This window comes from Haloglomus salinum (assembly GCF_024298825.1).
GTDB classification, from domain to species: Archaea; Halobacteriota; Halobacteria; order Halobacteriales; family Haloarculaceae; genus Haloglomus; species Haloglomus salinum.
In genome coordinates this window covers 2,677,910-2,699,930 of record NZ_CP101153.1, presented here as the reverse complement: position 1 = coordinate 2,699,930, position 22,021 = coordinate 2,677,910, and the positions used below count along the sequence as shown (strand labels likewise).

At 68.3% G+C, this 22,021-nt stretch carries 22 protein-coding genes; 13 read left to right on the top strand and 9 right to left on the bottom strand.

Translation table 11 applies throughout. From position 1 onward, the window contains the following. Positions 1-106: 106 nt before the first annotated feature. A complete protein-coding gene (locus tag NL115_RS12955; protein ID WP_254829777.1) occupies positions 107-1,408 on the bottom strand; it encodes an MFS transporter in 1,302 nt (433 codons plus the stop codon). A gap of 336 nt (positions 1,409-1,744) precedes the next feature. Here NL115_RS12955 and NL115_RS12950 point away from each other — a divergent pair, with 336 nt between their 5' ends. Next, the gene (locus NL115_RS12950; protein WP_254829776.1) at positions 1,745-1,966 is read left to right on the top strand and encodes a DUF8015 family protein; all 222 of its coding nucleotides are present in this window, start codon (positions 1,745-1,747) and stop codon (positions 1,964-1,966) included. Positions 1,967-2,180: 214 nt separating this feature from the next. Further along, positions 2,181-3,185 (top strand): ornithine cyclodeaminase family protein, encoded by a 1,005-nt coding sequence (locus NL115_RS12945; protein ID WP_254829775.1) that lies wholly within the window; start codon positions 2,181-2,183, stop codon positions 3,183-3,185. A 100-nt stretch (positions 3,186-3,285) separates the two neighbouring features. Here the strand turns inward: NL115_RS12945 and NL115_RS12940 are convergent, their stop codons facing one another. Together NL115_RS12940 and NL115_RS12935 are read right to left on the bottom strand one after the other, a co-directional pair. Then, complete coding sequence (locus NL115_RS12940) at positions 3,286-3,543, bottom strand: hypothetical protein (RefSeq protein WP_254829774.1); 258 nt, start codon at positions 3,541-3,543, stop codon at positions 3,286-3,288. A gap of 120 nt (positions 3,544-3,663) precedes the next feature. Then, positions 3,664-4,722, bottom strand: a complete 1,059-nt coding sequence (locus NL115_RS12935; protein ID WP_254829773.1) for a presenilin family intramembrane aspartyl protease PSH — start codon at positions 4,720-4,722, stop codon at positions 3,664-3,666. Between the two features lie 213 nt (positions 4,723-4,935). Between NL115_RS12935 and NL115_RS12930 the strand changes: the two genes are divergently transcribed. From NL115_RS12930 to NL115_RS12920, 3 genes are all read left to right on the top strand, one after another. Further along, positions 4,936-5,580, top strand: coding sequence for an MBL fold metallo-hydrolase (locus tag NL115_RS12930; RefSeq protein WP_254829772.1), 645 nt, complete (start codon positions 4,936-4,938; stop codon positions 5,578-5,580). A gap of 174 nt (positions 5,581-5,754) precedes the next feature. Then, positions 5,755-6,144 carry a hypothetical protein gene (locus tag NL115_RS12925; protein ID WP_254829771.1) on the top strand — a complete coding sequence of 130 codons (390 nt, stop codon included), beginning with the start codon at positions 5,755-5,757 and terminating at the stop codon, positions 6,142-6,144. A 45-nt stretch (positions 6,145-6,189) separates the two neighbouring features. After that, a complete protein-coding gene (locus NL115_RS12920) occupies positions 6,190-6,525 on the top strand; it encodes a glutaredoxin domain-containing protein (protein WP_254829770.1) in 336 nt (111 codons plus the stop codon). A 30-nt stretch (positions 6,526-6,555) separates the two neighbouring features. On the opposite strand, the gene NL115_RS12915 is transcribed toward NL115_RS12920, so the two are convergent. Further along, complete coding sequence (locus tag NL115_RS12915) at positions 6,556-6,987, bottom strand: cupin domain-containing protein (RefSeq protein ID WP_254829769.1); 432 nt, start codon at positions 6,985-6,987, stop codon at positions 6,556-6,558. A 110-nt stretch (positions 6,988-7,097) separates the two neighbouring features. On the opposite strand from NL115_RS12915, the gene NL115_RS12910 reads away from it, so the two are divergent. Then, a complete protein-coding gene (locus tag NL115_RS12910) occupies positions 7,098-7,595 on the top strand; it encodes a DUF4352 domain-containing protein (protein WP_254829768.1) in 498 nt (165 codons plus the stop codon). Positions 7,596-7,616: 21 nt separating this feature from the next. Here the strand turns inward: NL115_RS12910 and NL115_RS12905 are convergent, their stop codons facing one another. Both NL115_RS12905 and NL115_RS12900 read right to left on the bottom strand, forming a co-directional pair. Further along, positions 7,617-8,390 (bottom strand): SIR2 family NAD-dependent protein deacylase, encoded by a 774-nt coding sequence (locus NL115_RS12905; protein ID WP_254829767.1) that lies wholly within the window; start codon positions 8,388-8,390, stop codon positions 7,617-7,619. 54 nt (positions 8,391-8,444) lie between these two features. Further along, positions 8,445-9,671 carry an acyl-CoA dehydrogenase family protein gene (locus NL115_RS12900; protein ID WP_350355313.1) on the bottom strand — a complete coding sequence of 409 codons (1,227 nt, stop codon included), beginning with the start codon at positions 9,669-9,671 and terminating at the stop codon, positions 8,445-8,447. Positions 9,672-9,843: 172 nt separating this feature from the next. Here NL115_RS12900 and NL115_RS12895 point away from each other — a divergent pair, with 172 nt between their 5' ends. Beyond that, positions 9,844-10,929 carry a phosphotransferase family protein gene (locus NL115_RS12895; RefSeq protein WP_254829765.1) on the top strand — a complete coding sequence of 362 codons (1,086 nt, stop codon included), beginning with the start codon at positions 9,844-9,846 and terminating at the stop codon, positions 10,927-10,929. Positions 10,930-11,004: 75 nt separating this feature from the next. On the opposite strand, the gene NL115_RS12890 is transcribed toward NL115_RS12895, so the two are convergent. Further along, complete coding sequence (locus NL115_RS12890) at positions 11,005-11,817, bottom strand: PKD domain-containing protein (protein ID WP_254829764.1); 813 nt, start codon at positions 11,815-11,817, stop codon at positions 11,005-11,007. 81 nt (positions 11,818-11,898) lie between these two features. On the opposite strand from NL115_RS12890, the gene NL115_RS12885 reads away from it, so the two are divergent. Together NL115_RS12885 and NL115_RS12880 are read left to right on the top strand one after the other, a co-directional pair. Next, positions 11,899-13,218: a phosphoribosylamine--glycine ligase gene (locus NL115_RS12885; protein WP_254829763.1), complete on the top strand. Its 1,320-nt coding sequence runs from the start codon at positions 11,899-11,901 to the stop codon at positions 13,216-13,218. 298 nt (positions 13,219-13,516) lie between these two features. Beyond that, positions 13,517-14,464, top strand: a complete 948-nt coding sequence (locus tag NL115_RS12880; protein WP_254829762.1) for a phytoene/squalene synthase family protein — start codon at positions 13,517-13,519, stop codon at positions 14,462-14,464. A gap of 602 nt (positions 14,465-15,066) precedes the next feature. Here NL115_RS12880 and cruF read toward each other — a convergent pair. Together cruF and NL115_RS12870 are read right to left on the bottom strand one after the other, a co-directional pair. After that, positions 15,067-15,924, bottom strand: a complete 858-nt coding sequence (gene cruF / locus NL115_RS12875) for a bisanhydrobacterioruberin hydratase (RefSeq protein ID WP_286666643.1) — start codon at positions 15,922-15,924, stop codon at positions 15,067-15,069. 85 nt (positions 15,925-16,009) lie between these two features. After that, a complete protein-coding gene (locus NL115_RS12870) occupies positions 16,010-16,777 on the bottom strand; it encodes a Nif3-like dinuclear metal center hexameric protein (RefSeq protein ID WP_350355312.1) in 768 nt (255 codons plus the stop codon). 159 nt (positions 16,778-16,936) lie between these two features. Here NL115_RS12870 and NL115_RS12865 point away from each other — a divergent pair, with 159 nt between their 5' ends. From NL115_RS12865 to NL115_RS12850, 4 genes are all read left to right on the top strand, one after another. Next, entirely contained in the window at positions 16,937-17,950 is a 1,014-nt protein-coding gene (locus NL115_RS12865) for a sodium:calcium antiporter (protein ID WP_254829760.1), read from the top strand. 198 nt (positions 17,951-18,148) lie between these two features. Continuing rightward, positions 18,149-18,991 carry a TatD family hydrolase gene (locus tag NL115_RS12860; protein ID WP_254829759.1) on the top strand — a complete coding sequence of 281 codons (843 nt, stop codon included), beginning with the start codon at positions 18,149-18,151 and terminating at the stop codon, positions 18,989-18,991. Between the two features lie 172 nt (positions 18,992-19,163). Continuing rightward, a complete protein-coding gene (locus NL115_RS12855) occupies positions 19,164-19,742 on the top strand; it encodes a DUF2150 family protein (protein ID WP_254829758.1) in 579 nt (192 codons plus the stop codon). A 109-nt stretch (positions 19,743-19,851) separates the two neighbouring features. Beyond that, positions 19,852-21,936, top strand: coding sequence for a hypothetical protein (locus NL115_RS12850; RefSeq protein ID WP_254829757.1), 2,085 nt, complete (start codon positions 19,852-19,854; stop codon positions 21,934-21,936). The last annotated feature ends 85 nt before the right edge of the window (positions 21,937-22,021 follow it).

Sequence of the window (22,021 nt, the reverse complement as noted above, 5' to 3'; positions counted from 1 at the left end):
GTACCCCTCGCCAGCGGAACCGGAGTGACGATTCGATTCTCGGTGACTCACAGCGGGTCGTGGCGGGAGGCCGGCGGTACGGCAGTGCGTCGCTGGTCGACGACTCTCACCGTCGCAGATACAGCACCGCACCACACAGCGACGCCAGCGCGCCGAACCCGGCGAGCACGGCGAACAGGGCGGCGTCGTTCGCGTAGGTGAGGACACCACCTGCGACCGCACCGCCGAGCGCCCCCACGCCGAACACGCCGAGGTAGGTGTAGCCGTACGAGAGCCCGCGCGCGCCGGCGGGCGTGTACTCGGCCACCGTCGCCTGGTAGAACGGCTGGACGACGAACAGGAAGAACCCGACGAGCGCGCCCATCACCAGGAGGGGAACGAGCCCCATCGTGGCGACCGGGAGGAAGAGGACGGCGAGCACCGCGAGCGCGCCGTAGCCGCCGAGGAGTCCGAGCTCGACCGGGACCCGGTCGGTGAGGCGGCCGCCGGCGTACTGGCCGGCGACGCCGACCATCAGTAGGCCGACGTAGAAGTACCGCTCCGGTTCCAGCGTGCGGCCGGCGAACTCGATGGGAGCGAGCGACGGGAACCGACCGAGTATCTCGGGGAGGAACGTCAATAGGCCACGGTAGTAGAGTCCCGAGAGCATCACGACGGCGAACACGAGGACGAACGCGCCACCGAACAGGAGCCGCGAGTCCGCGAGGAACTCACCGAGCGAGGCGACCGACCCCGACGCCCGGGCGTCGCCGCTGGTCTCCTCGCCATCAGGCGTGCCGTCCGGTGCCCCTCCGTCGGTCGCGGGCTCCGACCCGACAGCAGCCGTCTCGTCGACGTCGATGCGCGCGGCCGCGATAGCCGCGACGAGCGCCGGGAGTGCCAGCAGGCCGACGGCGACGCGCCAGTCACCGAGGCCGAACAGGAGCAGGGCGGTGGCGAGCGGGCCCAGTGCGATGCCGAGGTTGCCCGCCACCCCGTGGTAGGCGAACGCGGAGCCACGCTCCTCGACGCCCTTCGAGATGAGCGCCAGCCCCGACGGGTGGTAGACCGACGCCGCCACACCCCAGACGAACAGTGCGAACGCGATGGCGATGAGTCCGGGCGAAACCGCCAGCAGGAGGAACGAGGCCCCCATCCCGACGAGACAGGCGAGGATGAGTCGGCGCGAGCCGTAGGCGTCCGCGAGGACGCCGCCGGGGAGCGCGCCCAGCCCGAAGGGAGCGTATCCCATCGTGAGGACGACACCCATCACGAACCCCGTGACTGCGAGCGTCCCTGTGGGGAGCGCGACCGTCGAGAACTCGGCCTGCCAGACCGGGAGCAACAGCGGGAGCGACAGCTCGTACGTGTGGACCATCGCGTGTGCGACCATCACCAGCCCCGTAATCGCCCGGTCGTTCCGGTTCACGTCTTCAACTCCGACGCCGCAGGTTTCAACACGTCGTTTCGCTCCTCACGGGCCCGGACTCCCCCAGCGTCTGACCGGTTCCCGGCGCCGCGGGGAGTCGCTTGGGACGAGTCGGTAAACATACTGCATCGTATGTAATCCTCCAGTCGGCCGTTCGTGCCCGTCCAGCCGTTCCCTTCTCCCGCTGCTCGATTGCGGTTATGGAGAACGAACTATTTCATAAGTTATGGAGATTATTTGCAGAAGTATTGGAGCAGATATATATCGCCCCCACACGACTTACCAGTTGAATCTGGGAAACACTTATACCAGTAACATCCGAAAGTCATGATAGATATGGCAGGTTACTACGACTTCGTTCTCGGCGCGATTCCGCTCGCAGCAGCCAGCATCGCCACCGCTCTCTTCCTCGGTGGCATCGTCGTCACCACCGCCATCTCGCTGGGTTGCCTCGTCGCCGCTGGCCTCGTCGGCCACGCCATGTTCGTCCGCACCCCCGGTCGGTCGACGGGGGCCCCCGCCACCGAGTCGCAGGCTTCCTTCGAGCCCGCCGACTGAACTCCCGACGGTGCCGTATTCTACGCTACGGTCCTACACCACCATTTGTTACCAGAATCCCATCTACTGAATATAATCTAGATATTATAGATATATTGGACATGTTCCGGGATAATGTCCGATGCTTCTTGTCTCGATGGAGGCGGATACCCACCCGATGGCGTCCGGGCGTCCGGGCCGCAAACGCCAAACGGTGGCCGTGTGAACGCCCGGTATGACCGATACGGAGGTGCTGTTCCTGCGGAGCGACGAGCTGTCCGGGCTCGCCACCCTGTCCGAGTACGTCGACGCCGTCCGCGAGGGGTACCGCGAGGTCGGCGAGGGTGCGGCTGCCGAGCCACGGACCAAACTCGTGAACCAGTCGCCGCCGGGGATGCTGACCGGCTACATGGCCATCCTTCCCGAGACCGGGGCGATGGGCGGGTACACCTACGCGGCCGGGTTCGGCGACAAGGATGCGCACTTCTTCCTGCCGGTGTTCGACGCCGAGAGCGGGCGCCCGCTGGCGATGCTGGACGGTGCCTCGCTCAATCCGTTCAAGACCGGCGCCGCGGGTGGTGTCGCCATCGACGAACTGGCGCGTCCGGACGCGACCGACCTGGCGCTGTTCGGCTCCGGCGCCCAGGCCCGGGGCCAGCTCCGCGCGGCCGCCGCGGTCCGCGACATCGAGACCGTCGAGGTCTACTCGCCGACGAAGGCACACCGCGAGAGCTTCGCGGGCGAGATGAACGAGGCGCTCGACGCGTCCGTCGCGGCGGTCGCCTCGCCGGACGCCGCCGTCGAGGGCGCCGACATCGTCGTCACGGCGACGAACGCCACCGAACCCGTCTTCGATGGCGACATGCTGGAGGACGGAACCCACATCACGGCGATGGGCCAGTACGACCCGGACAAGCGCGAGGTGGACACGACGGCCGTCGAGCGTGCGAAGTACGTCCCGGACCTCCGTGCCCGAGTCGACCAGGACGCCGGGGCGTTCCTGCAGGCCAAAGAAGCGGGCGTCGTCGGGGACAACCACATCCACGCCGAACTGGGCGAGGTGGTCGCCGGCGAGGCCGAGGGCCGGACGGACCGCCGGGAGATCACCATGTTCGATTCGGGCGGGACGGGTGTCGAGACCGTCGCCGCGGCATACATGCTGTACCGGAAGGCGCGCGACGAGGGACTGGGAGAACTGCTCGAGTTCGCGCCGGCGAGCGACGCGCTCACCGGGCGGTAGCACGCGGACCGCGACAGCAGGGTGGTCCCGTAAGGGACCAGGACATGACCGAGAACGGCCGGGGCCTTCGTGGCACGCGGAGGCCCCGGCAGTGCGGGAGTCAGGCCTCTGCGGTCCCGGGGTCGGCCCCCTCGACGCCGTCGGGCGTGGCCCGGAGCGGCCACCGGGGGGGTTCCATCACCCGTGTCGCGAGCCGTACCGCGACGTACGGGAGGAGGACGAGCGCCAGCGGAAGCGTCGTCGCTGCGGCGACCGCACCGAGGAGGGCCGGCGCGACGAGCGCCATCAGGCCCAGCCAGCCGGCGACGAGCAGGACGGAGCCGCCTACGATGAGGCGGCGCGTTCGTGGAGGCTTCATGGGGACCAGCGGGGACCATCCCCGCATCCACCCCTAACGGAGGGAGGGTGAAAAGTATAATCTGAAGGACATTTCTGTATGGGAAGTTACTGAAATCTGCTTCACCAACGCGAGGGACGGTCAGAGGTACGGGGCCAGTCCGAGTGCCTGCACCAGCGGGATGCCCGCGGCGAGCGCTCCGACGAGGTACCCACCGATGGCGCCACCGTTGAGCAGCGGCAGGCCCGCGTGGGCGCGCCCCTGCATGACGAAGTACATCAGCGCGAGCAGGCCGAGGTTCGTCCCGACCATCGCGGTGAGCGCCGGGAGCGTGAGCGCGATGCCCGGCACGAGCGAGGAGACGCCGACGGGCGCGAAGAACCCGGCCGACGCGATGAGCACCGCCGGCATCACGGCGTCGCCGAGCCCGATGAAGAAGGCGTCGCGCTCAGGGTCCGCCTCGTCGCCCTCTTCGGACGCATTCCCGCCCTCGTCGGTCCCGTCCCCGCCGGCCTCGTTGCCGCTGGCCTGCCCCCCATCGGCGACGGCCGTGTCGTCCTCGTCACCGTCGTCGCTCCCGCCAGCCTCCGGTGATTCGTCGAGGAACGAGTACGAGAGCGTCAGCGGGACGACGAGGACAACCGGCACCTTCAGGTCCATCACGCCCTCGGCGAGTGTGAGCATGTGCTCGGTGCCGTAGACGCTGATAGCGTCGTACACCGCCAGCACGACCAGCAGGACGAGCGCCGGGAGGATGCCGAAGTTGATACCGAACAGGCCGGCCGCGCCCGCACCCATCACGACGCCGGCGGCGTCGATGACGTACCACTCGGGGTAGAACCAGAGCGCGCCGGTGACGAGCGCGGCGAGCGCGACGGCCGGCGCGAGGGCGGCGAGGCCTGGGAGCGGCGCCGCCGGGACGAGCACCGCGAAGACGTAGAACGAGAGGTAGCCCGACGAGAACACCAGCACCGCGCGGATGACGCGGTCGCCACCGTACCTGAACGCGCCGAGCATCACGACGGTCGCGACGAGGATGGCCCCCACGTACAGCAGGCTGTTGGTCGGGTCCGAGGGGTTCTGGACGTCCTGGAACCCCGCGGACTTGAACGGCTCCACCAGCGCGAGCGCCCCCAGCTGGACGAGGACGAAAATGCCCACGATGGCGGCCACCGCGACGTACCGCCGGTCGGCGTTCATGTGCGTCCGTGGGGGTGGCCGTCGTTTGGGCGTTGCGCTCCCGGACGCAGGACGTGCGTGGCTCGTGGGCGTCGGGTACATACCGACCCGGAGAGTCGGCGTACCACTGTCCCGTGTCGGCCAGGCAGCTACCGGAGCGATTCGCGGACCCGTGCTGCACAGGGTCCCTCGTGCCGGAGCGCGATATAAGGGCGACCGGGTGCTAGCACGGACATGCCTCGTGAGATTGTTCCGGACGTGTTCGACATCACCGTGCGGACGGACCCGACGGGTCGCCGGTACCGGGCCTTCCTGGTCGACGGCGAGGTTCCGACGCTGTTCGATGCGGGGTTCGACGACACGACGGAGGCGTTGTTCGACGGCATCGAGGCGACCGGGCTCCGCCCGGAACGGCTCGTCATCACCCACGGGGACTACGACCACGTCGGCGGATTCGACGCAGTTGTCGACCGCTACGGCACCGAGACGTGCGTGCCCGAGCAGTCCGAGCTAGACACCGACCACGCCGCCGACAACCGCTACGGCGATGGCGACCGAATCGGGGCGTTCCGGGCCATCCACGTGCCGGGGCACTCCCCCGACCACCACGTACTCGTGTCCGAGCGACGTGGGGTGTTGCTTGCCGGCGATGCACTCGTGGGGGCCGACCTCCGTGGCTTCCCCGAGGGGTACCTGCTCCCGCACGCCGCCGTCTACGCCACAGACCACGGGGCAGCGGAGCTGAACCTCGACCGCCTCCTCGACTGGGAGTTCGACGCCGCGCTCGTCTACCACGGGTCCTCGGTCACCGAGGACGCTCGACGCGTTCTGGACCGCTACGTGAACTTCCCCGGCCGGCCACCGGAGCCCGCGAAGTAGCGACATCACCGAGCTCGCAGGGAGCGTTGCATACCCCCTGACGACCGGCCCGAGGTGAACACCGTCCGTCTGTCGCTCCGACATCTAGAGCGTCCGCGGGAGACGGCGCGACTGTGCAGCACTGAAGCGACGACCGTCCACAGCGTTATCCCGCCCATTCGCGTAGAGAGCGGCATGGTGGACACTAAGCAGGGACGAGAGGACCAGGCAGACGACGAGGAACGCCGTCAGCGGGAGCGAGAGCTTGGGGAGGCGCGTGACCGTGCCGACGAACCGGAACCGTCCGCCGACGATAGGACCGGCCACGACGAGGCCCGACACGAGGAGGACGAACAGTCGGGCTCGCCCGGTGAGTGTCACCGTCGCGGCTGTACCGAGCCGGCGACGTTTCTCGTCCGTGAACGCTATCAGGAGGACACCGGCCACGGCGCCGTGGAGTCAGAAGCCGCCCTCTGTCGAGCGCACACCGCCGAAGAGAGTCCGGCGAATCTGGATGGCGTCTACCCGGACTACGTGTTTCGAGTCGAACCTATCCCGGAGACACGTCCCAGCGATACGACGTAACCGAGCGCCCCGGAGAGTTATGCGCCCCGCCCCACAACGACGGGTATGAGCACCGACGCCGACGCGGGCGACGCCACCGACGCCGCCGACACCGACCCGACCATCACCCTCTACCGACTGGAGGGCTGCCCGTTCTGCGAGTTCGTCGTCGACCGGCTGGACGAACTCGACCTCGCATACGACAGCGTCTGGGTCGAGGGGCTCCACTCCCGGCGCAACGAGGTCCAGCGCGTCTCCGGCCAGCGGCAGGTCCCGGTCGTCGTCGACAGCGCGACCGGCGTGACGATGAGCCAGTCCTCGCGCATCCTCGAGTACCTCGACGCGACCTACGCGGGCGAGGACATCGAGGTGGACGCGAACCCGGAGACGGAGGCGAACTGAGGCCGACCGGACCACTCGGGACGGCCGGACTCAGTCGTCGCCGGACTGGGCCTCCTCTATCTCCTCGTCGGATATCTGATGCGGGTCGAGTCCGGGGTCAGCGGTGTCGGGCGCCCCGAGCGCGAGGACCTTCCCCGACTCGCTCACGCAGCGGTGACCGTGACCGATCATCGGGCCGGCCGCCCAGAACGTTCCCGGGCCGACCTCGCGGAACTCCTCCTCGCCCGAGCGCCCGAGCTTCAGCGAGAACCGCCCCTCCAGGACGTAGAACAGCTCCTCCTGCTGGGCGTGCGCGTGGTACCCGATCTGCTCGTCCTCCTCGAAGTGCCAGATCTTGCAGAGCATGTTCTCCAGCCCGAGCGCGGAGTCGACATCCTGCATGTCCAGGTCCGGCGGAATCTCCTCTATCTGCGAGAGGTCGGTCACCGCGACTTCATCCGTCTCGACGACGCTGTATTCCATGGCGAGCGTTGGCACGCCCGGTCGGGACAAAAGAGTAGCGGCGACACCACTGCGTCCGACAGGCGCCACCGAGCAGTAGCTTCATGCGACCCGTCCGTGACGGGTCACGAGTGAACAGGCGACAGCTGCTCCGGGCGACCGCTGGCCTCGCCACGGCACCGTTGCTAGCCGGGTGTAGCTCGGACGGAGGCGATGGACGGTCGCCCTCCCCGACGCCGTCGGCGCGGGAGCCGCGCGACTCACCGGAGCCGACCGACGCGACCGGGACGGCCCGGTCGACCGTCGCGGAACTCGCACTCGACGACGCGACGCCGTTCGTCGCCGACCCCGACTTCGGCGTCGATGTCACCGTGACGAACACGGGCGACCGCGAGGCCACCGTCCTCTCCTCCGGGTACGGCTACGAGTTCGACCTGACGACCGGAGCGGGAGCGGACCCCGGGAACGGCGTGGCCGTCTCCGGCGACGGGAGCCCCGAACTCGACCCCGGCGAGTCCGTCCGGCTGACTGTCTGGAAGCCGGTCGATGGCGACCCGGCAGCCGTGACGGGATACGACCTCACGCTGACCTGTGCAGCGACCGGCCAGGCCACCTACTGCGGGAACTAGACTCACACGGGACGGCAGCGCTCAGGCCCGCTCCCGCACGGCGTCCTGTAGGGCCGGCAGCACGTCCGTCACGTCCGCGCGGAAGTCGTACTCCGCGCGGTCCGAGAGCCCCGTCCGGTCGAGGTTGACGATACAGAGCGTGGCGCCCGACTGGGCGGCGGTCCGGGGGAAGGAGGCGGCGGGCTGGACGGTGAGCGAGGAGCCGACAACGAGGAACAGGTCGGCACGCTCGGCCAGCGACTGCGCGCGGAACAGCGGGTACTCCGGGAGTTCCTCGCCGAACAGCACCACGTCCGGTTTCAGGAGCCCGTCGCAGTTGGGACAGCGCGGCGGGACCGCGCCCGTACGGACGCGGTCGAAGACACCGTCGGCCTCGAACGTCCGGTCGCAGTCGTAGCACGCGACCCGCTGGCCGTTGCCGTGGACCTCGATGACCTCCTCGCTGCCGGCCTCCTGGTGGAGTCCGTCGATGTTCTGCGTGATGAGGCCGTCCACGTGGCCATCGCGCTGGAGCGTGGCGAGTGCCTCGTGAGCCGGGTTGGGCTGGAAGTCGTCGCCGAACAGGTCCTCGACCATCTCGACGCGCTCGGTCCAGAACCCCTCGGGGTCGGCCTCGAACCGTGAGATGTGGAAGTCCATCGGGTCGTACTCCTGCCAGACGCCGTCCTCGCTGCGGAAGTCGGGGATGCCGGAGGCCGTCGAGACGCCGGCGCCGGTCATGGCGACCACCGAGTCGGCGTCACGGATGGCGTCGGCAGCGAAGCGAATCTCGTCCTCGACATCGAGGTCAGTCATATACTGTGGGAGGGCATGGCACGACAAAAACGACTCGGCGGAAACGACGGGGGCTCAGACGCTCGGGTTGCCGAACGTCGGGAGGTTCGCCAGTTCGGCCTCGTCGTACTCCATGTCGAACGCCTCGCGAGCGATGACGCGCTGGTGGACCTCGTCGGCGCCGTCGACGATGCGGAACGCCCGCACCGCCTCGTAGAAGTCCGCGAGCGGGAGCTTCCGGGAGATGCCCGCCCCGCCACAGCACTGGACCGCGAGGTCGATGGCGTCCTGTGCGGTGTTCGCGGCGTACACCTTCGCCATGCCGACCTCGACGCGGGCCTGGTTGCCGCGGGTGATTTCCTCGGCGGCGTGGCGGACCATCGAGCGCGTCGCGTGGAGGCGCGTCTCCATGTCGGCAATCTCGTAGCGCTGGTTCTGCTTCTCGGAGAGCTTCGACCCGAAGCCCTCGCGATTCTGCATGTACGTCTTCGCGATGTCGAGCGCGCGCTCGGCCATCCCGGAGAACCGCATGCAGTGGGTCAGGCGCGCCGGGCCCAGCCGTTCCTGGGCGTGGACGAAGCCCATGTCCAGCCCGCCGAGGAGGTTCTCCTCGGGGACGCGGACGTTGTCGTAGCGGATCTCCGCGTGGCTCTCGGGCAGGAGCGTCTGGCCGAGGTGCGGCGTCGGCTCGACGATGTTCACCCCGTCGGCGTCGGTCGGGACGAGGAACAGCGAGCAGCCCTGGTACGGGTGCTTCTCCTGGTTCGTCCGGGCCATCACGATGAGCACGTCGGACTCGTCACCCTGCGTGGTCCACCACTTGTGGCCGTCGATGACCCACTCGTCGCCCTCTTTCTCGGCGGTGGTCTTGATCATCTTCGGGTCAGAGCCGGCGCCCTCGCGGGGCTCGGTCATCGAGAAGCCCGAGCGGATGTCGCCGGCGACGAGCGGCTCGAGGTACTCCTCCTTCTGCTCGTCGGTCCCGACGAGTTCGATGGTGTGCATGTTCCCCTCGTCCGGGGCGTCGACGCGCATCGCGACCGCGCCCAGCAGCGACCGCCCGGCCTGCTCGAACAGGGGCAGCACGTCGCGGAACGACTCGCCCATGCCGCCGTGTTCCTCGGCGATCTGCGGGCAGTAGATGTCCCGTTCGCGCGCCTCCGCACGCAGGTCCTCGATGACGGACATGTCGACGGGGCCGTTGCCGAGATACTCGCGCTCGGTCGGGATGACGACCTCGTCCATGAACTCGCGTGCGCGCCGAGCAAGCTCCGTCGCCCGCTCGGAGTCGTGGTAATCGATATCCATGTTCGAGGTGTTGCTGGGCAACCATTGTAAAGGAATCGCAGCAATCCACCCGCCGGCAACGGGGTCGCCCCCGTTCGTCCCCCACCTATACGTACCCCCGGCGGGAACTACCCCTTACAATGTTAGCAATCGAGGCAACACGGGGCGTGTCGTGCCAGGAGAGAGCATGAGCGAGGGCGAATCGGACTACTTCCGGCGCATCGTCGACCGCGAGGCGCTCGCCGAGTATCTGGAGGACGAACTCGGGCCGCACGGCGGCACCTACGAGGTCGAACATCACAAGGAGGGTCACTCCAACGAGACGCTGTTCGTCACGTGGGGCGACGACGATCTCGTCATCCGGCGGCCGCCGCCGGGCGAGACCGCCGAGAACGCCCACGACGTGCTCCGGGAGTTCCGCGTGATGGATGCGCTTCAGGAGACGAACGTGCGCGTGCCCGAGACGGTACTCGCGTGCGACGACCACGACGTCCTCGGCGCGGATTTCTACGTGATGCAGCGGATGCAGGGTGTCGTCCTCCGCGACGAGGAGCCCGAGCGCTTCGCCACGCCCGAGCGCCGGCGACAGGTCGGCGAGGAACTGGTCGACGGGCTCGCCGAGATCCACGCCGTCGACTACGAGGCCGTCGGGCTGGAGGAGGGCGACTTCGGCTACCCGCCCGGCTTCACCGAGCGCCAGGTCCGGCGCTGGTCCGAGCAGCTGATGTGGGCGTTCGAGGTGACCACCGAGGAGCGCGAGGTCGACGAACTGTACGACGTGATGAGCTGGCTCCAGGACAACGTCCCCGAGGACCCGCCGTCGACGCTGGTCCACGGCGACTACAAGCTGGACAACGTCATGTTCGCCACGGACGACGAGCCACGCATCAACGCCGTCTTCGACTGGGAGATGGCCACGCTCGGGGACCCGTTCACCGACCTCGGGTGGATGCTGTCGTACTGGTGGGACGCGAAGGATCCCGATCCGCCCGAATCGACGGACTCGCTGTCGAACACGTTCATGACCCGCGACGGGTACATGACCCGACAGGAACTCGTCGAGCGCTACGAGCAGAAGACGGGGCTGGAGTTCACCAACGAGAAGTTCTACCGCGTGCTCGCGGTGTACAAACTCGCCGGACTCGGGGAGATGTTCTTCCGGCGCTACCTCGAGGGGAACTCGGACGACGACATGTACCCGAAGATGCGCCACGGCGTCCCGGCGCTGGCGGCCCGTGCCCAGCGCATCATCGACGGCGAGGAGCCGCTGTAGCCCATATCCGAGTTATTCCGACAATTTCCAGATAATTTCCGACATATACCATTTTTCTTCACGCCCTGAGCCGAGCTACGGAACATATTTGAGTGTACGGTCGGTCGCCCCGTCGTCGTCGGTGACGATGAGTCGCACGAGCGCACCCTGCGGAACCTCGGCACAGCTCACCGTCTCGGTCCTGTAGTCGATGGAACCGTCGTTACCCACGTCCCACCGGTAGGTCAGAATCGTACCGTCGGAATCGGACGACGGGGAGCCATCGAGGTCGACGTTGGACGACTGTCCCTTCCGGTCGGCCGTGAAGTCTGCTGCCGGAGGCTGATTCTCCGGCGTTGGAGACGGTGTCGGTGTGGCCGGCGCCGGCGCGCTGGGTGTCGGTGTAGCTGTCGGCATCGGCGTCGGTGTAGCTGTCGGCATCGGCGTTGCTGTGGCCGTCGGCGTCGTGCCTGGCGTCGGGGTCGGCGTCGTCGGGTAGACGATGGCCTCACAGACGATGGCGCCGTCCGCGACGAGCAGTACCTCCGTGCGGCCCGGGAGCGTCCCGAGCCGGGCGGTCTCGTCGACCTCGAACCGGCCGTCGTCGTCGCCCTCGTCCACGGCGAACGGGAGGCGAGTCGGCGACCCCGACCCGTCCTGCAGGACCACCGACGGCCCGGTGGTGTCGATGCTGTGGCCGCTGGCGTGCGTCAGCAGCAGTTCGTCCTCGTAGGCAATCTCGCAGTCGACCAGTGGCCGGGCCGAGTCCGTATCGGAGGTGAACTGTGGCACGACAGCCGACGCAGCGACCGTCATCGCCACGACGACGAGGCCGGTCATCAGGACGCTGCCGAGGACCTCCGAGACACCGCGCTCGTGCCTGTCGGACGCCCCGAGCAGCCTCGTCATGCGCCGATGCTGTGCGGCGCCCTGTATCACTATTCCGCCACCCGGACCCACGCTTATCCCGTCACCCGCCGACACCCGGGCATGGACAGCAGGAACTTCCTCTTCTGCTCGCTGGACGCGGCCCTCGTCGGGGACCTCGCGTGGCAGGTGAAACGCGAGGGACACGACGTCCGCTACTACATCGCCGCCGAGAGCGACCGGGCAATCGCCGACGGGTTCGTCCCGAAGACCGACGACTGGCGCGCGGAGCTGGACTGGGCGGACGTCGTCGTCTTCGACGACATCTGGGTCGGGAGCGACGTGGGGACGGGCGAACTGGCCCAGGAACTGCGCGCCGAGGGCCACGCCGTCGTCGGCGGGACGCCGAACACCGACCGGCTGGAGGACGACCGCGGCTACGCGACGGAGGTGTTCGAGGCCCACGGCATCGACCCCATTCCCTCGGAGGTGTTCCACGATTTCGACGCGGCCATCGACCACGTCCGGGCGAACCCCGCGCCGTACGTCGTGAAGCCGCTCGGCGAGGTCCAGAACGTCAAACGGCTGCTGTACGTCGGCCGCGAGGACGACGGGAGCGACGTGGTGGACATCCTGCGCGCGTACGAGAAGTCGTGGGGCCACCGGATGAAGGGGTTCCAGCTTCAGCGCCGCGTCGAGGGCGTCGAGGTCGCGGTCTGTGGCTTCTTCGACGGCGAGGGCTTCGTCGAGCCCATCAACTTCAACTTCGAGCACAAGAAGCTGTTCCCGGGCAATATCGGCCCCTCGACGGGTGAGATGGGGACCTCGATGTTCTGGGCCGGTCGCAACCGCCTGTTCGAGGAGACGTTCGGGAAGCTGGAGGGCTGGCTCGCCGACGAGGGGTACGTCGGGAGCATCGACATCAACTGCATCGTCAACGAGAGCGGCATCTACCCGCTGGAGTTCACGCCCCGCTTTGGCTACCCGACCATCGTCCTGCAGGAGGAGTCCCTGGAGTCACCCACTGGCGAGTTCCTCCACGACCTCGCGCACGGGCGGAATCCCTCGCCCGAGGTCCACGGTGGCTACCAGGTCGCGGTTCGGGTGGTCCTCCCGCCGTTCCCGTTCGACGACGAGAAGACGTACGACGAGAGCTCACGGAACGCCGCCATCGTGTTCGACACGCCCGACGGGAGCCCACCGGAGGGCGTCCACATCGAGGACGCGAAACTCGTCGACGGGCAGTGGCGCGCGGCGGGGGAGAGCGGGATGCCACTGGTCGTGACCGGGACGGGCGAGACGATGGCCGACGCCCGCGAGCAGGCGTACGACCGCGTCGACCAGGTGTTGCTCCCCAACTGCTACTACCGGGACGACATCGGGGAGCGCTGGGTCGACGGCGACGGTGACCGGCTGCAGGCATGGGGCTATCTCGGGCCCTAGACACCGGCGAGCCCCGGGCGCCGATGCCCCTCGACGACTGGTTGCCGTGTCGGCGAGTGCGGGGGCCATGGCGGCGAGCACGACGACCCCGTCGACGAGGCGACGACCTGTCCGAGGCCGGAACCGGTATTCAACTCGATATCCGGACCGAGGCAGACGGCGGGCCAGTCTCAGCATGGTGGCCGACATTAGGCAATTTTTTCCTAGATAGGCGGTTTGAACAACCCCCATGTTCAAGCTTACCGGCTCGTCCTTGCACTATCTATAAGATGCTGACGACCGTACTGTGAGGTACCGAATGGTCGACGACGCGCAGCTCTCTCGGAGCAAGGCCATCCATCGGCGGACCGGACGGACGTTCTACTACGCGACGCGGCTGCTCCCCGAACGTGTCCGGCACGCCACGTACGTACTGTACGCGTTCTTCCGGGTGGCCGACGAGGTGGTGGACGACGCCGAGGGGGTCCCACCGGCCGAGCAGCGGCGGCAGCTCGAGGAGATCCGGGAGGCCGCACTGACCGGCGAGACCGACGACCCGGTGCTGGCGGCTTTCTCCGAACTCCGGGAGCGCTACGACATCCCCGACGGGGAGGTCGAGGTGTTCATCGACGCGATGCTCACCGACATCGAGAAGTCCCGCTACGAGACCTACGAGGAGGTCGAGGCGTACATGCGTGGGTCGGCCGCCGCGGTCGGCGTGATGATGACCTACGTGATGCGCCAGGACGCCCCCGAGGAGGCCATCCCCGCCGCTCGCAAGCTGGGTGAGGCGTTCCAGATGAGCAACTTCCTCCGGGACGTCCGCGAGGACATCATCGAGCGCGACCGCATCTATCTCCCGCTGGAGACGCTCGAGCGCCACGGCGTCCCCGAGGCGCAGGTCGAGCGGCTGGAGTACGACGAGGCGTTCGCCGCCGCGATGCGCGAGGAACTGCGCCGGACGGAGACGCTGTACCAGGAAGGGGTTGCCGGCATCGGTCTCCTCCCGCGCGACTGCCAGCTTCCGGTTCTCATCGCCGCCGTGCTGTACGCCGACCATCACCGGCTCATCCGCGAGCGCGACTGCGACGTGCTCTCGGCAACCCCGTCGCTGTCCTCGCTTCGGAAGCTCCGGCTCGTCGCGGAGACCCAGTGGCACTGGTTCTGGAACAAGGACCCCGAGACGGTGTTCGCGAAGGTGAGCGCGGTCCCGTCGGGCACGCAGACGAGCCACGACCACCCCGGCGAGCCGATGCCTGCTCGATAGGAAAATGTTAATCTCCGCACCTATTCTGCCCATTAATGAATAGGTGTGCCCTTATCTGGATTATCTCGGTCGTAGAGTGATAGTTCCTGTTGGGAGCCCCCGCCCGCTCTCTCTACGACGATAGCGAGGACAACCACGACGGACTCCTGGTGAAAGCCCCCGCCCGCTCGACCAGCCGCAGCTCGTTGCGCTCCTCGCGCTCGCTTCGCTCGTGCTACGGTGCTTACGTCACCGGGGCTGGGTCGAGGCGGATTGTCGGATCCGCCGACAATCTAGTAGCTGGCGGCTTCGCCGCCAGCCGGGCGGCCCCTTTCAGTCCCACCCTGTTGTCTGTTGGACCAAGCGTTCGGGCGTGGTGGTTCCGGCGGAGTGCTAGCGTCCCCAAACCTCCCCGCGCGAGCGCCGAGTACCGGCGAACACGCTCGCTGACGCTCGCGGTTCGCCGTGGATGGCGCTCGCGCGCTTCCTGGTCTCGGAACCGCCCGGCTAACCAACCACCCTACGGCCGAGCGCGGGGGGGCTTTCTACCCGGGGCCATCGTCGCTGTCTGATGGGTCCGTCGTCGGCCGAGCCGAGATGCAACCGGTTCAGTCGTACCCATCTCACCCCCGAACCGACGGCCACGAGGGGCGAACGTCGAAGTCGAAGCGGTCCGTCGCCAGCAGGCCGGCGCCCAGCAGCCCCGCCAGCACCACCGGAATCCAGTTGCCGAAGTAGGCGTTGACGAGCCCCCAGAGCACGACAAAGGAGACGAGGTCGTCGAGCATGAACTCGCAGTCGCTGAGTCGCTGACGGAGCCCCGACCGCTCGAACGCCGCATCGAGCGTCACGACCGCGACCGTCGCCGACAGCACCCAGCCCGCGTAGTTCGACCACGGGACGCCGTAGTACGCGCCGGCGGGGTCGTACGTCCAGAACGTCAGCGCCACCGCACCCGGGTCCAGCACGAGGTCCATCAGCAGGACGACCGCGATGACCGCGGGCAGGCGGACGAGCGCCGATTCCGTGCGGGGCCCCAGCAGGAGCAGACAGAGCAGGTAGGCGTTCACGACGAGCGGGAAGAAGAACACCGGGAGTCCGAGTGGCACCGTGTCCAGCAACATCGGCCCCAGCTCCACGCCGTACTCGAAGTTCCCGTACGGGAATCCCGTCAGGACGCCGACGTACTCGATGGCGTAGGAGTACGCGGTGAGTGCGAGGAGGCCAGCGGCGGCCCGGCGGTCGACCAGCGGCGCGAGCCCGGCCACGAGCGGCAGGCGCATCACGAGCGTCCCGAAGATGATGAGGTACGGATTGAAGTTCAGGCCGGCCGGCAGGAGCGTCTCCCGGGAGGCGACCAGCAGGACCGCCCCCATCAGCGGGAACACGACGGCGATGGTGAACCGGTTCTCCCTGACCAGGTCGTCCAGCCCCGCCTCCACCCGCCCACGGCCCGGCAGGGAGATGGTGTCCGTGCTCACTACCGCTGTAGAGGGCCGGCTGGAGGATATGGGTTCGGATGTGGGCAGGCGGCCTCGCGGCGTGGTCGCGTCGTGAATCGGGTGTTCAGAGCCCGGTCGGGTGCTCGATGTACGTCGTCTCGATGCCCTCGTCCCAGCCGGCCACGCGGTCGGCCAGCGCGCGCACGCCGAACGTCTCCGTGGCGTAGTGGCCGGCGAGGAAGACATGGATGCCGGCCTCGCGAGCCTCGTGATAGGCGGGCTGTTTCCCCTCGCCGGTGATGAGGGCGTCCACGCCTGCGTCGCGGGCCTCGTCCAGCCAGTCGGTGCCGCTCCCCGTGAGAATCGCGATGTTCTCCACCTCGTCGGGGCCGAAGTCGAGCACCTGCACGGGCTGGTCACCGGTCGCCAGTTCCGACAGCGACGCCCGCAGGTCCGCGACCGTCAGCGGGTCGTCCGCGCGGGCGCGCTGGCCGACGTGGACGCCACCGAACTCGCCGAACGGTTCGACGACATCGAGGTCGAGGTGGTCGGCGAGCAGCGCAGCGTTCCCCACCTCGTCGTGCCCGTCCAGCGGCGTGTGGACGGCGTACAGCGCGAGGTCGTTCTCGACGAGGGCGGCGACGCGGTCGTGCTCCTTCCCGGTGACGGCGTCGATGCCGCCCCAGGAGATGCCGTGATGGACGACGACGACGTCGGCACCACGCGAAGCGGCCTCCTCGAAGGTGGCGACGACGCCGTCGACGGCGAAGGCGGCCGTCTCGACGGTCGCGTCTTCGGGGCCGACCTGCAGCCCCTGGACGGCGGCGTCAGCCGCGTACGCGTCTACGTCGAGGAACTCGTTCAGTCGGTCCGCGAACTGCCAGAGCGGGATGGACATGGGCCGGCTGTCGAGGGGCGGACGCTTCAGGGTTGTCGCTCGTGGGTCGACACCGCCACGGATACGACAGGACCCCATGAACCGCTGCGTCAACACCTCACGCACCACGACGCGGCCATTGGAATTACGGGTCGACCCCGAGTCCGGGCGGCCATGACGAGTCTCCAGGTTGTCGCGGCCCTGGCAGCGGGGTCGCTGGCGGCGGTGTGGGCGGGAGCGACGGTGCTGGAACGGTCGACCCGACAGCTGGCCGACCACTTCGACCTCCCGAGCGATGTCCGGGGCGCGGTCGTGACGGCGCTGGGCTCCTCGTTCCCGGAGTTCATCGCGACGGTCGTCGCCATCACGCTCCACGACCGCGTCGAGCTGGCTGTCGGCATCGTCGTCGGTTCGGCCGTGTTCAAGGTGCTCGTGGTGCCGGGCGTCTCGACGCTGCTATCCCCCGGCAGCAGCCTCCAGACCGACCGCGAACTGGTGTATCAGGAGACCGGCTTCTACGTGCTGTCGGTCGCCACCGTCCTGCTGGTGCTCGCGCTCTCGGTCATCTACAACCCGGTCGCCACCGGCAGCCGGACCGGGGAGCTGACGCGGCAACTGGTGCTCGCACCGCTCGGGCTCTACCTCTTCTTCCTGTTCCTGCAGTACGCCGATGCCGCCGAGCACGGGGCGGGACGCGCGAGCGGCGACCACTCGGCCGCCCAGTACCTGACCGGCCTGGTCGTATCGCTGGTGTTCGTGGGCGTCGGCGTCGAGGGGCTGGTGCGCGCGGCTATCGAATTCAGCGACGTGTTCGGCACCTCCGAGTTCCTCTGGGGTCTGACCGTCGTCGGCGCGGGGGTCTCGGTCCCGGAGGTGTTCGTCGGGGTGCTGGCTGCGCGCAACGACGAACCGGGCGTCTCCATCTCGACGGTGCTGGGGTCGAGCACGTTCGACCTGCTGGTCGCCATCCCGGTCGCGGTGCTGGTGGTCGGCGCCGTCACGGTGAACTTCGGCGCGGTCGTGCCGCTGTTCGTCTTCCTCGTCGGCGCAGCCCTCCTCCTGCTGACCGTCGTCCGGACGGACCTGAAGGTGTCGACGGCCGAAGCGGTCGGGTTGTTGCTCGTCTACGGTGGCTTCCTCGCGTGGATGGCCGCCGAGAGCGTCGGCCGGTCGACGCTGCTGGCCTGAGATTCAAGTAGGGGGACGGGACCAGCCCAACCGTGACCTGACGCACCGAGTCGCGCCGACGGGTTCGCCAGCCCCGCGAGCGTCGCGGCCGGGGGCCACCGCGTGCCGCTTTCGGGGACGTGCCGGTGTCCAGCCACGCGACCGCGACCGTCGGGCGCATCCCGGACGCTTTTCGCCACGGCCGTCCCAGCCACGGGTATGGAATACGACGGACCCGTTCTCGACGACCACCTCCACCTCGACCCGGTGAACGGCCGGGATACGGAGGCGGTCGAGGAGTTCGCCGATGTCGGCGGCACGCACCTGCTCGTGTTGAACAAGCCGTCGTGGAGTCTCGGCGTCGAGGTGGACGAGCGCGAGGACTTCCGCGAGGGGTTCGACCTCACCGTGGCGGCGGTCGAACGCGCGACGGAGGTACTCGACGGCCGTGCATGGCCCGTTCTCGGGGTCCACCCCGCGCTCATCAGCCAGCTCGTCGACCGTGGCTACACCGCCGAGGCAGCGCGCGACCTGATGTGTGCAGGCATCGACGTGGCTGCAGAGTATGTGAGCGACGGCCCCGCGCTGGCCATCAAATCCGGGCGTCCACACTACGATGTCGACGAGGCCGTCTGGGACGCCTCGAACGAGGTCATGCGCCACGCGTTCGAGCGCGCGGCCGAGGTGGGCTGTGCCGTCCAGCTCCACACGGAGGGCGGCGAGGACTTCTCCGAGGTCACGGACTGGGCCGAGGAGCGCGGCCTCCCGCGCGAGCAGGTGGTCAAGCACTACGCCGGGAGCCGGACGGTCGGCCCGGTGCCGAGCGTCATCGCCAAGAAACCCAAGATCGAGGGCGCCATGGAGCAGGGCCGGCCGTTCATGCTGGAGACGGACTTCATCGACGACCCGGACCGTCCCGGTGCGGTGCTCGGGCCGAAGACGGTCCCCCGGCGGACCCGGTGGCTGCTGGAGGCGGGCCACGAGGACGCCGTCCGGACCGTGCACGTCGAGACTCCCGCGCGCGTCTACGGAATCGACACCGAGGCGACGCTCGGAGCGTGATATCGCCGGGTTGACCCGCGTAGGGTGGGGCGCGCCAGCACACGGCGGGAGACGACAACCCATGCGATACGGGCCGTTAGCGGCCCGCAGTCGGCGATGTGTCGAGAGTATTGAGTCCATCGGGTGGCGGCCGAGGGAAAGGCATAACCCCCGGCGCACGTACGCCGGCAACATGAGCACGCCCCCGGACGAGTACTACACGGCGGAGCGCTGGCAGAACTGGGTCGGCCGGCTCCGTGAAGAGGACTTCAACCCCGAAGAGGAGGATTCGGCACGCTTCCTCTGGAACCTGCGCGACGATACGGCCATCGCGGTCGCGAAGATCGTCACCGACGCCGAGGACGAGGAGCTGGCCGAGGAGAGCGCGCTGGAGAAGCTCGGGCAGATGCGTGACATCATCTTCGCCGAGGTGGAGTTCGACGACGAGGACAAGACGATGCTCATCCAGAGCGTGCAGGCCTCGCTCGAGCCCGTCATCTCGGCGGCCGAGGAGTACGTCGCCAACGCGCCCGCCGAGGAGGCCAGCGCGGCCGAGTACGTCGACGCGGCCATCGACGCGGGGAACGAGCAGGACCTCGATGCCGCGTTCGCCTACTGCGCGCAGGCCGGGACCCGCATCTTCGCGGGCGATGAGATTGACACGAGCGTCGTCGAGGAGATAGAGAACGCACTCGTTCTCGACTGGGTGAACGGGCTCGACAGCCTCCAGTCGGCACTCGCCGACCCCGAGGTCGTCGAAGAGGAGGACTGAGCCCGGGCGTCGGCGGCCGCCCACCGGGGGCGCGGCCGACCAGCCGATGGTTGGATGCTTCTGTCGGAAACCACTTTTATCACCGCCCGAGAGATGCGAGCAGACGCATATGTACGGCACGACGGGGGGAGCGCGGGGGCAGCCGGTGCAGATCGGCGTCCTCGTGCTGTTCGCCTTCCTCATCATCGGTCTCGCCCTCTTCCAGGCGGTGCTCGTCCCACAGGAGAACGCTCAGGTGGAGTTCAACCACAACCAGAACCTCCAGAGCGACATGGTCGACCTGCGGAGCGACCTGCTCCGGTCGGCCGCGACCGGCGAGCCCCGGACCACGCAGGTCCGGCTGGGAACGACCTACCCCTCGCGGACCCTCCTGTTGAACCCGGCCCCGCCGGGCGGGACCCTCCGGACCGTCGACCGGGGCGGATTCAACATCACCAATGCGACGGCGACGACCAGCAACGGCGCTCAGAACTACTGGAACGGGACGGCTCGGAACTTCTCGACGAACGGACTGGTGTACGAGCCGTCGTACAACGCCTACGGTGGGGCCCCGGAGACCGTGTTCGAGACCTCCGTGCTGTACAACCGGTTCGAGAGCGGCGAGCGGCTCACACTCTCCAACCAGTCGTTCATCAACTCCCGGACGATCTCGCTGGTCGGACTGATGGGGGAGTACGACACGGCGACGAGCCGCGCGGTCGCCGTCGACCCGCGGGTCGTCTCCGCGACGAACCGGACCGTGAGCGTGACGAGCGAGGAGGGGGCGATTACGCTTCGGCTCCCGACGCAGTTGTCGGAATCGGAGTGGAAGGACCTGTTGAGCGGTGAGATGGCCACCAGGAACCCCGACGGCTACGTCGAGGAGATCGAGGTCCGGGACAATCCGGCAGCCCAGGGGAACCTCCTCGTCGTCACCCTCGTCGAGGGGCAGAGCTACAACCTCCGGCTCGGCGCCGTCGGTGTGGGGAGCCGGAGCCCCGCCGAGGGAGCAGCCGGAGAGGTAGCGTACGTGGTCGTCACCCGGGGGAGCGGCGACAGCCTCGACGAGGGCGACCGCCAGCAGGTGACGGTCGAGGTCCGCGACCGGTTCAACAACCCCCTCGCCGGGAAGGAGGTGGAGGTGGACCAGCCCGTGACCGGCTGGGTGGTCGGCGACGGGAGCGGGAGCGGCGGCACGGCGACGGCGACGACCGACGCCAACGGCCGGGCGACGTTCAGCTACCGCGCGCCGCTGAACGTCCGGCAGAGCCGGGAGGTGACGCTCAACGCGACCGGCCCCGGCGGCGACGCAGCCGACCGGAGCGACCCGCAGACCGTCGCCGTCAACCTCACCGTCGAGGACAACGCCGAGCGGGTCGAGAACGACGCGTACACACGGCCGCTCATTACCGCGGTGGAACCGTCACCGAATGTCGGAGACGATTCGGCCGCCGATGAGTTCGTCCGGCTCTACTTCCCGGATGGCGGGGACTACGACCTCGTGTACAACCCCGACGGGGGCGATGTGACCGTCAATATTGACAATGCCATGTCTCGGGAGGAGGTATACGTCAACGCCAACCCCTGTGGCTCCGAGTCGACTGGAACGCTCGATGTCAGTGACAGCGGCGTGCTCGAACTCGTTCCCGATGGCGGCGGGCCAGTCTATGACAGCCTCACGTACAACGGAGCCGAAGGGGTTCAGTTCGACGCCGACGGCATCGGCCTCCGCCGCGTGGACGACGAGGCCTACGTGGATACGAACGTCTCGGCGGACGACTGGCGGACGACTGGGCCCGAGGATGTCTGCGAGGCCGAAGCGGGCGACCAGGCGCCGACCGTCAGGTCACTGAGCGTGAGCGCCAACTACGCCGGTGGCGGCAATCCCAGCCAAGGGCAAGGAGAGGGGCAGGGCAACCAGCCCCAGACCGACCGCGTGACGTTCACCTACAGCGCCACGGACGACTTCGACGTGCCGGAGGTCACGGTCGACGCCGACCCGTCGGACGACACGACGGTCTCGCTCGTGAACCCGCCGTCGGGACCGTCCGGGACCGCTATCATCGAGTTCACCCCCAGCGTGGCCGCCGCCAACGACATCGACGTCACCGTGACGTTCACCGATGACACCAGACAGCAGGTGCAGTGTGAGGGAACGCTCGTCGAGGCGGGACAGACGCTGACGCTGGCGGACGGTCTGAGCTGCTCGCCCTGAGCGCGGAGACGACGGGGGACCGGCAGGTACGGCGTTTCAGGGCCGAATAGCCGTGGTTCGTGACCCTGGAGTGGCGGGCTTTTGG

Coding starts and splice junctions, on each gene's coding strand:
- NL115_RS12950 (WP_254829776.1), top strand. CDS start 1,745: ATGGCAGGTTACTACGACTTCGTTCTCGGCGCGATTCCGCTCGCAGCA.
- NL115_RS12945 (WP_254829775.1), top strand. CDS start 2,181: ATGACCGATACGGAGGTGCTGTTCCTGCGGAGCGACGAGCTGTCCGGG.
- NL115_RS12940 (WP_254829774.1), bottom strand. CDS start 3,543: ATGAAGCCTCCACGAACGCGCCGCCTCATCGTAGGCGGCTCCGTCCTG.
- NL115_RS12935 (WP_254829773.1), bottom strand. CDS start 4,722: ATGAACGCCGACCGGCGGTACGTCGCGGTGGCCGCCATCGTGGGCATT.
- NL115_RS12930 (WP_254829772.1), top strand. CDS start 4,936: ATGCCTCGTGAGATTGTTCCGGACGTGTTCGACATCACCGTGCGGACG.
- NL115_RS12925 (WP_254829771.1), top strand. CDS start 5,755: ATGGTGGACACTAAGCAGGGACGAGAGGACCAGGCAGACGACGAGGAA.
- NL115_RS12920 (WP_254829770.1), top strand. CDS start 6,190: ATGAGCACCGACGCCGACGCGGGCGACGCCACCGACGCCGCCGACACC.
- NL115_RS12915 (WP_254829769.1), bottom strand. CDS start 6,987: ATGGAATACAGCGTCGTCGAGACGGATGAAGTCGCGGTGACCGACCTC.
- NL115_RS12905 (WP_254829767.1), bottom strand. CDS start 8,390: ATGACTGACCTCGATGTCGAGGACGAGATTCGCTTCGCTGCCGACGCC.
- NL115_RS12895 (WP_254829765.1), top strand. CDS start 9,844: ATGAGCGAGGGCGAATCGGACTACTTCCGGCGCATCGTCGACCGCGAG.
- NL115_RS12890 (WP_254829764.1), bottom strand. CDS start 11,817: ATGACGAGGCTGCTCGGGGCGTCCGACAGGCACGAGCGCGGTGTCTCG.
- NL115_RS12885 (WP_254829763.1), top strand. CDS start 11,899: ATGGACAGCAGGAACTTCCTCTTCTGCTCGCTGGACGCGGCCCTCGTC.
- NL115_RS12880 (WP_254829762.1), top strand. CDS start 13,517: ATGGTCGACGACGCGCAGCTCTCTCGGAGCAAGGCCATCCATCGGCGG.
- NL115_RS12865 (WP_254829760.1), top strand. CDS start 16,937: ATGACGAGTCTCCAGGTTGTCGCGGCCCTGGCAGCGGGGTCGCTGGCG.
- NL115_RS12860 (WP_254829759.1), top strand. CDS start 18,149: ATGGAATACGACGGACCCGTTCTCGACGACCACCTCCACCTCGACCCG.
- NL115_RS12855 (WP_254829758.1), top strand. CDS start 19,164: ATGAGCACGCCCCCGGACGAGTACTACACGGCGGAGCGCTGGCAGAAC.
- NL115_RS12850 (WP_254829757.1), top strand. CDS start 19,852: ATGTACGGCACGACGGGGGGAGCGCGGGGGCAGCCGGTGCAGATCGGC.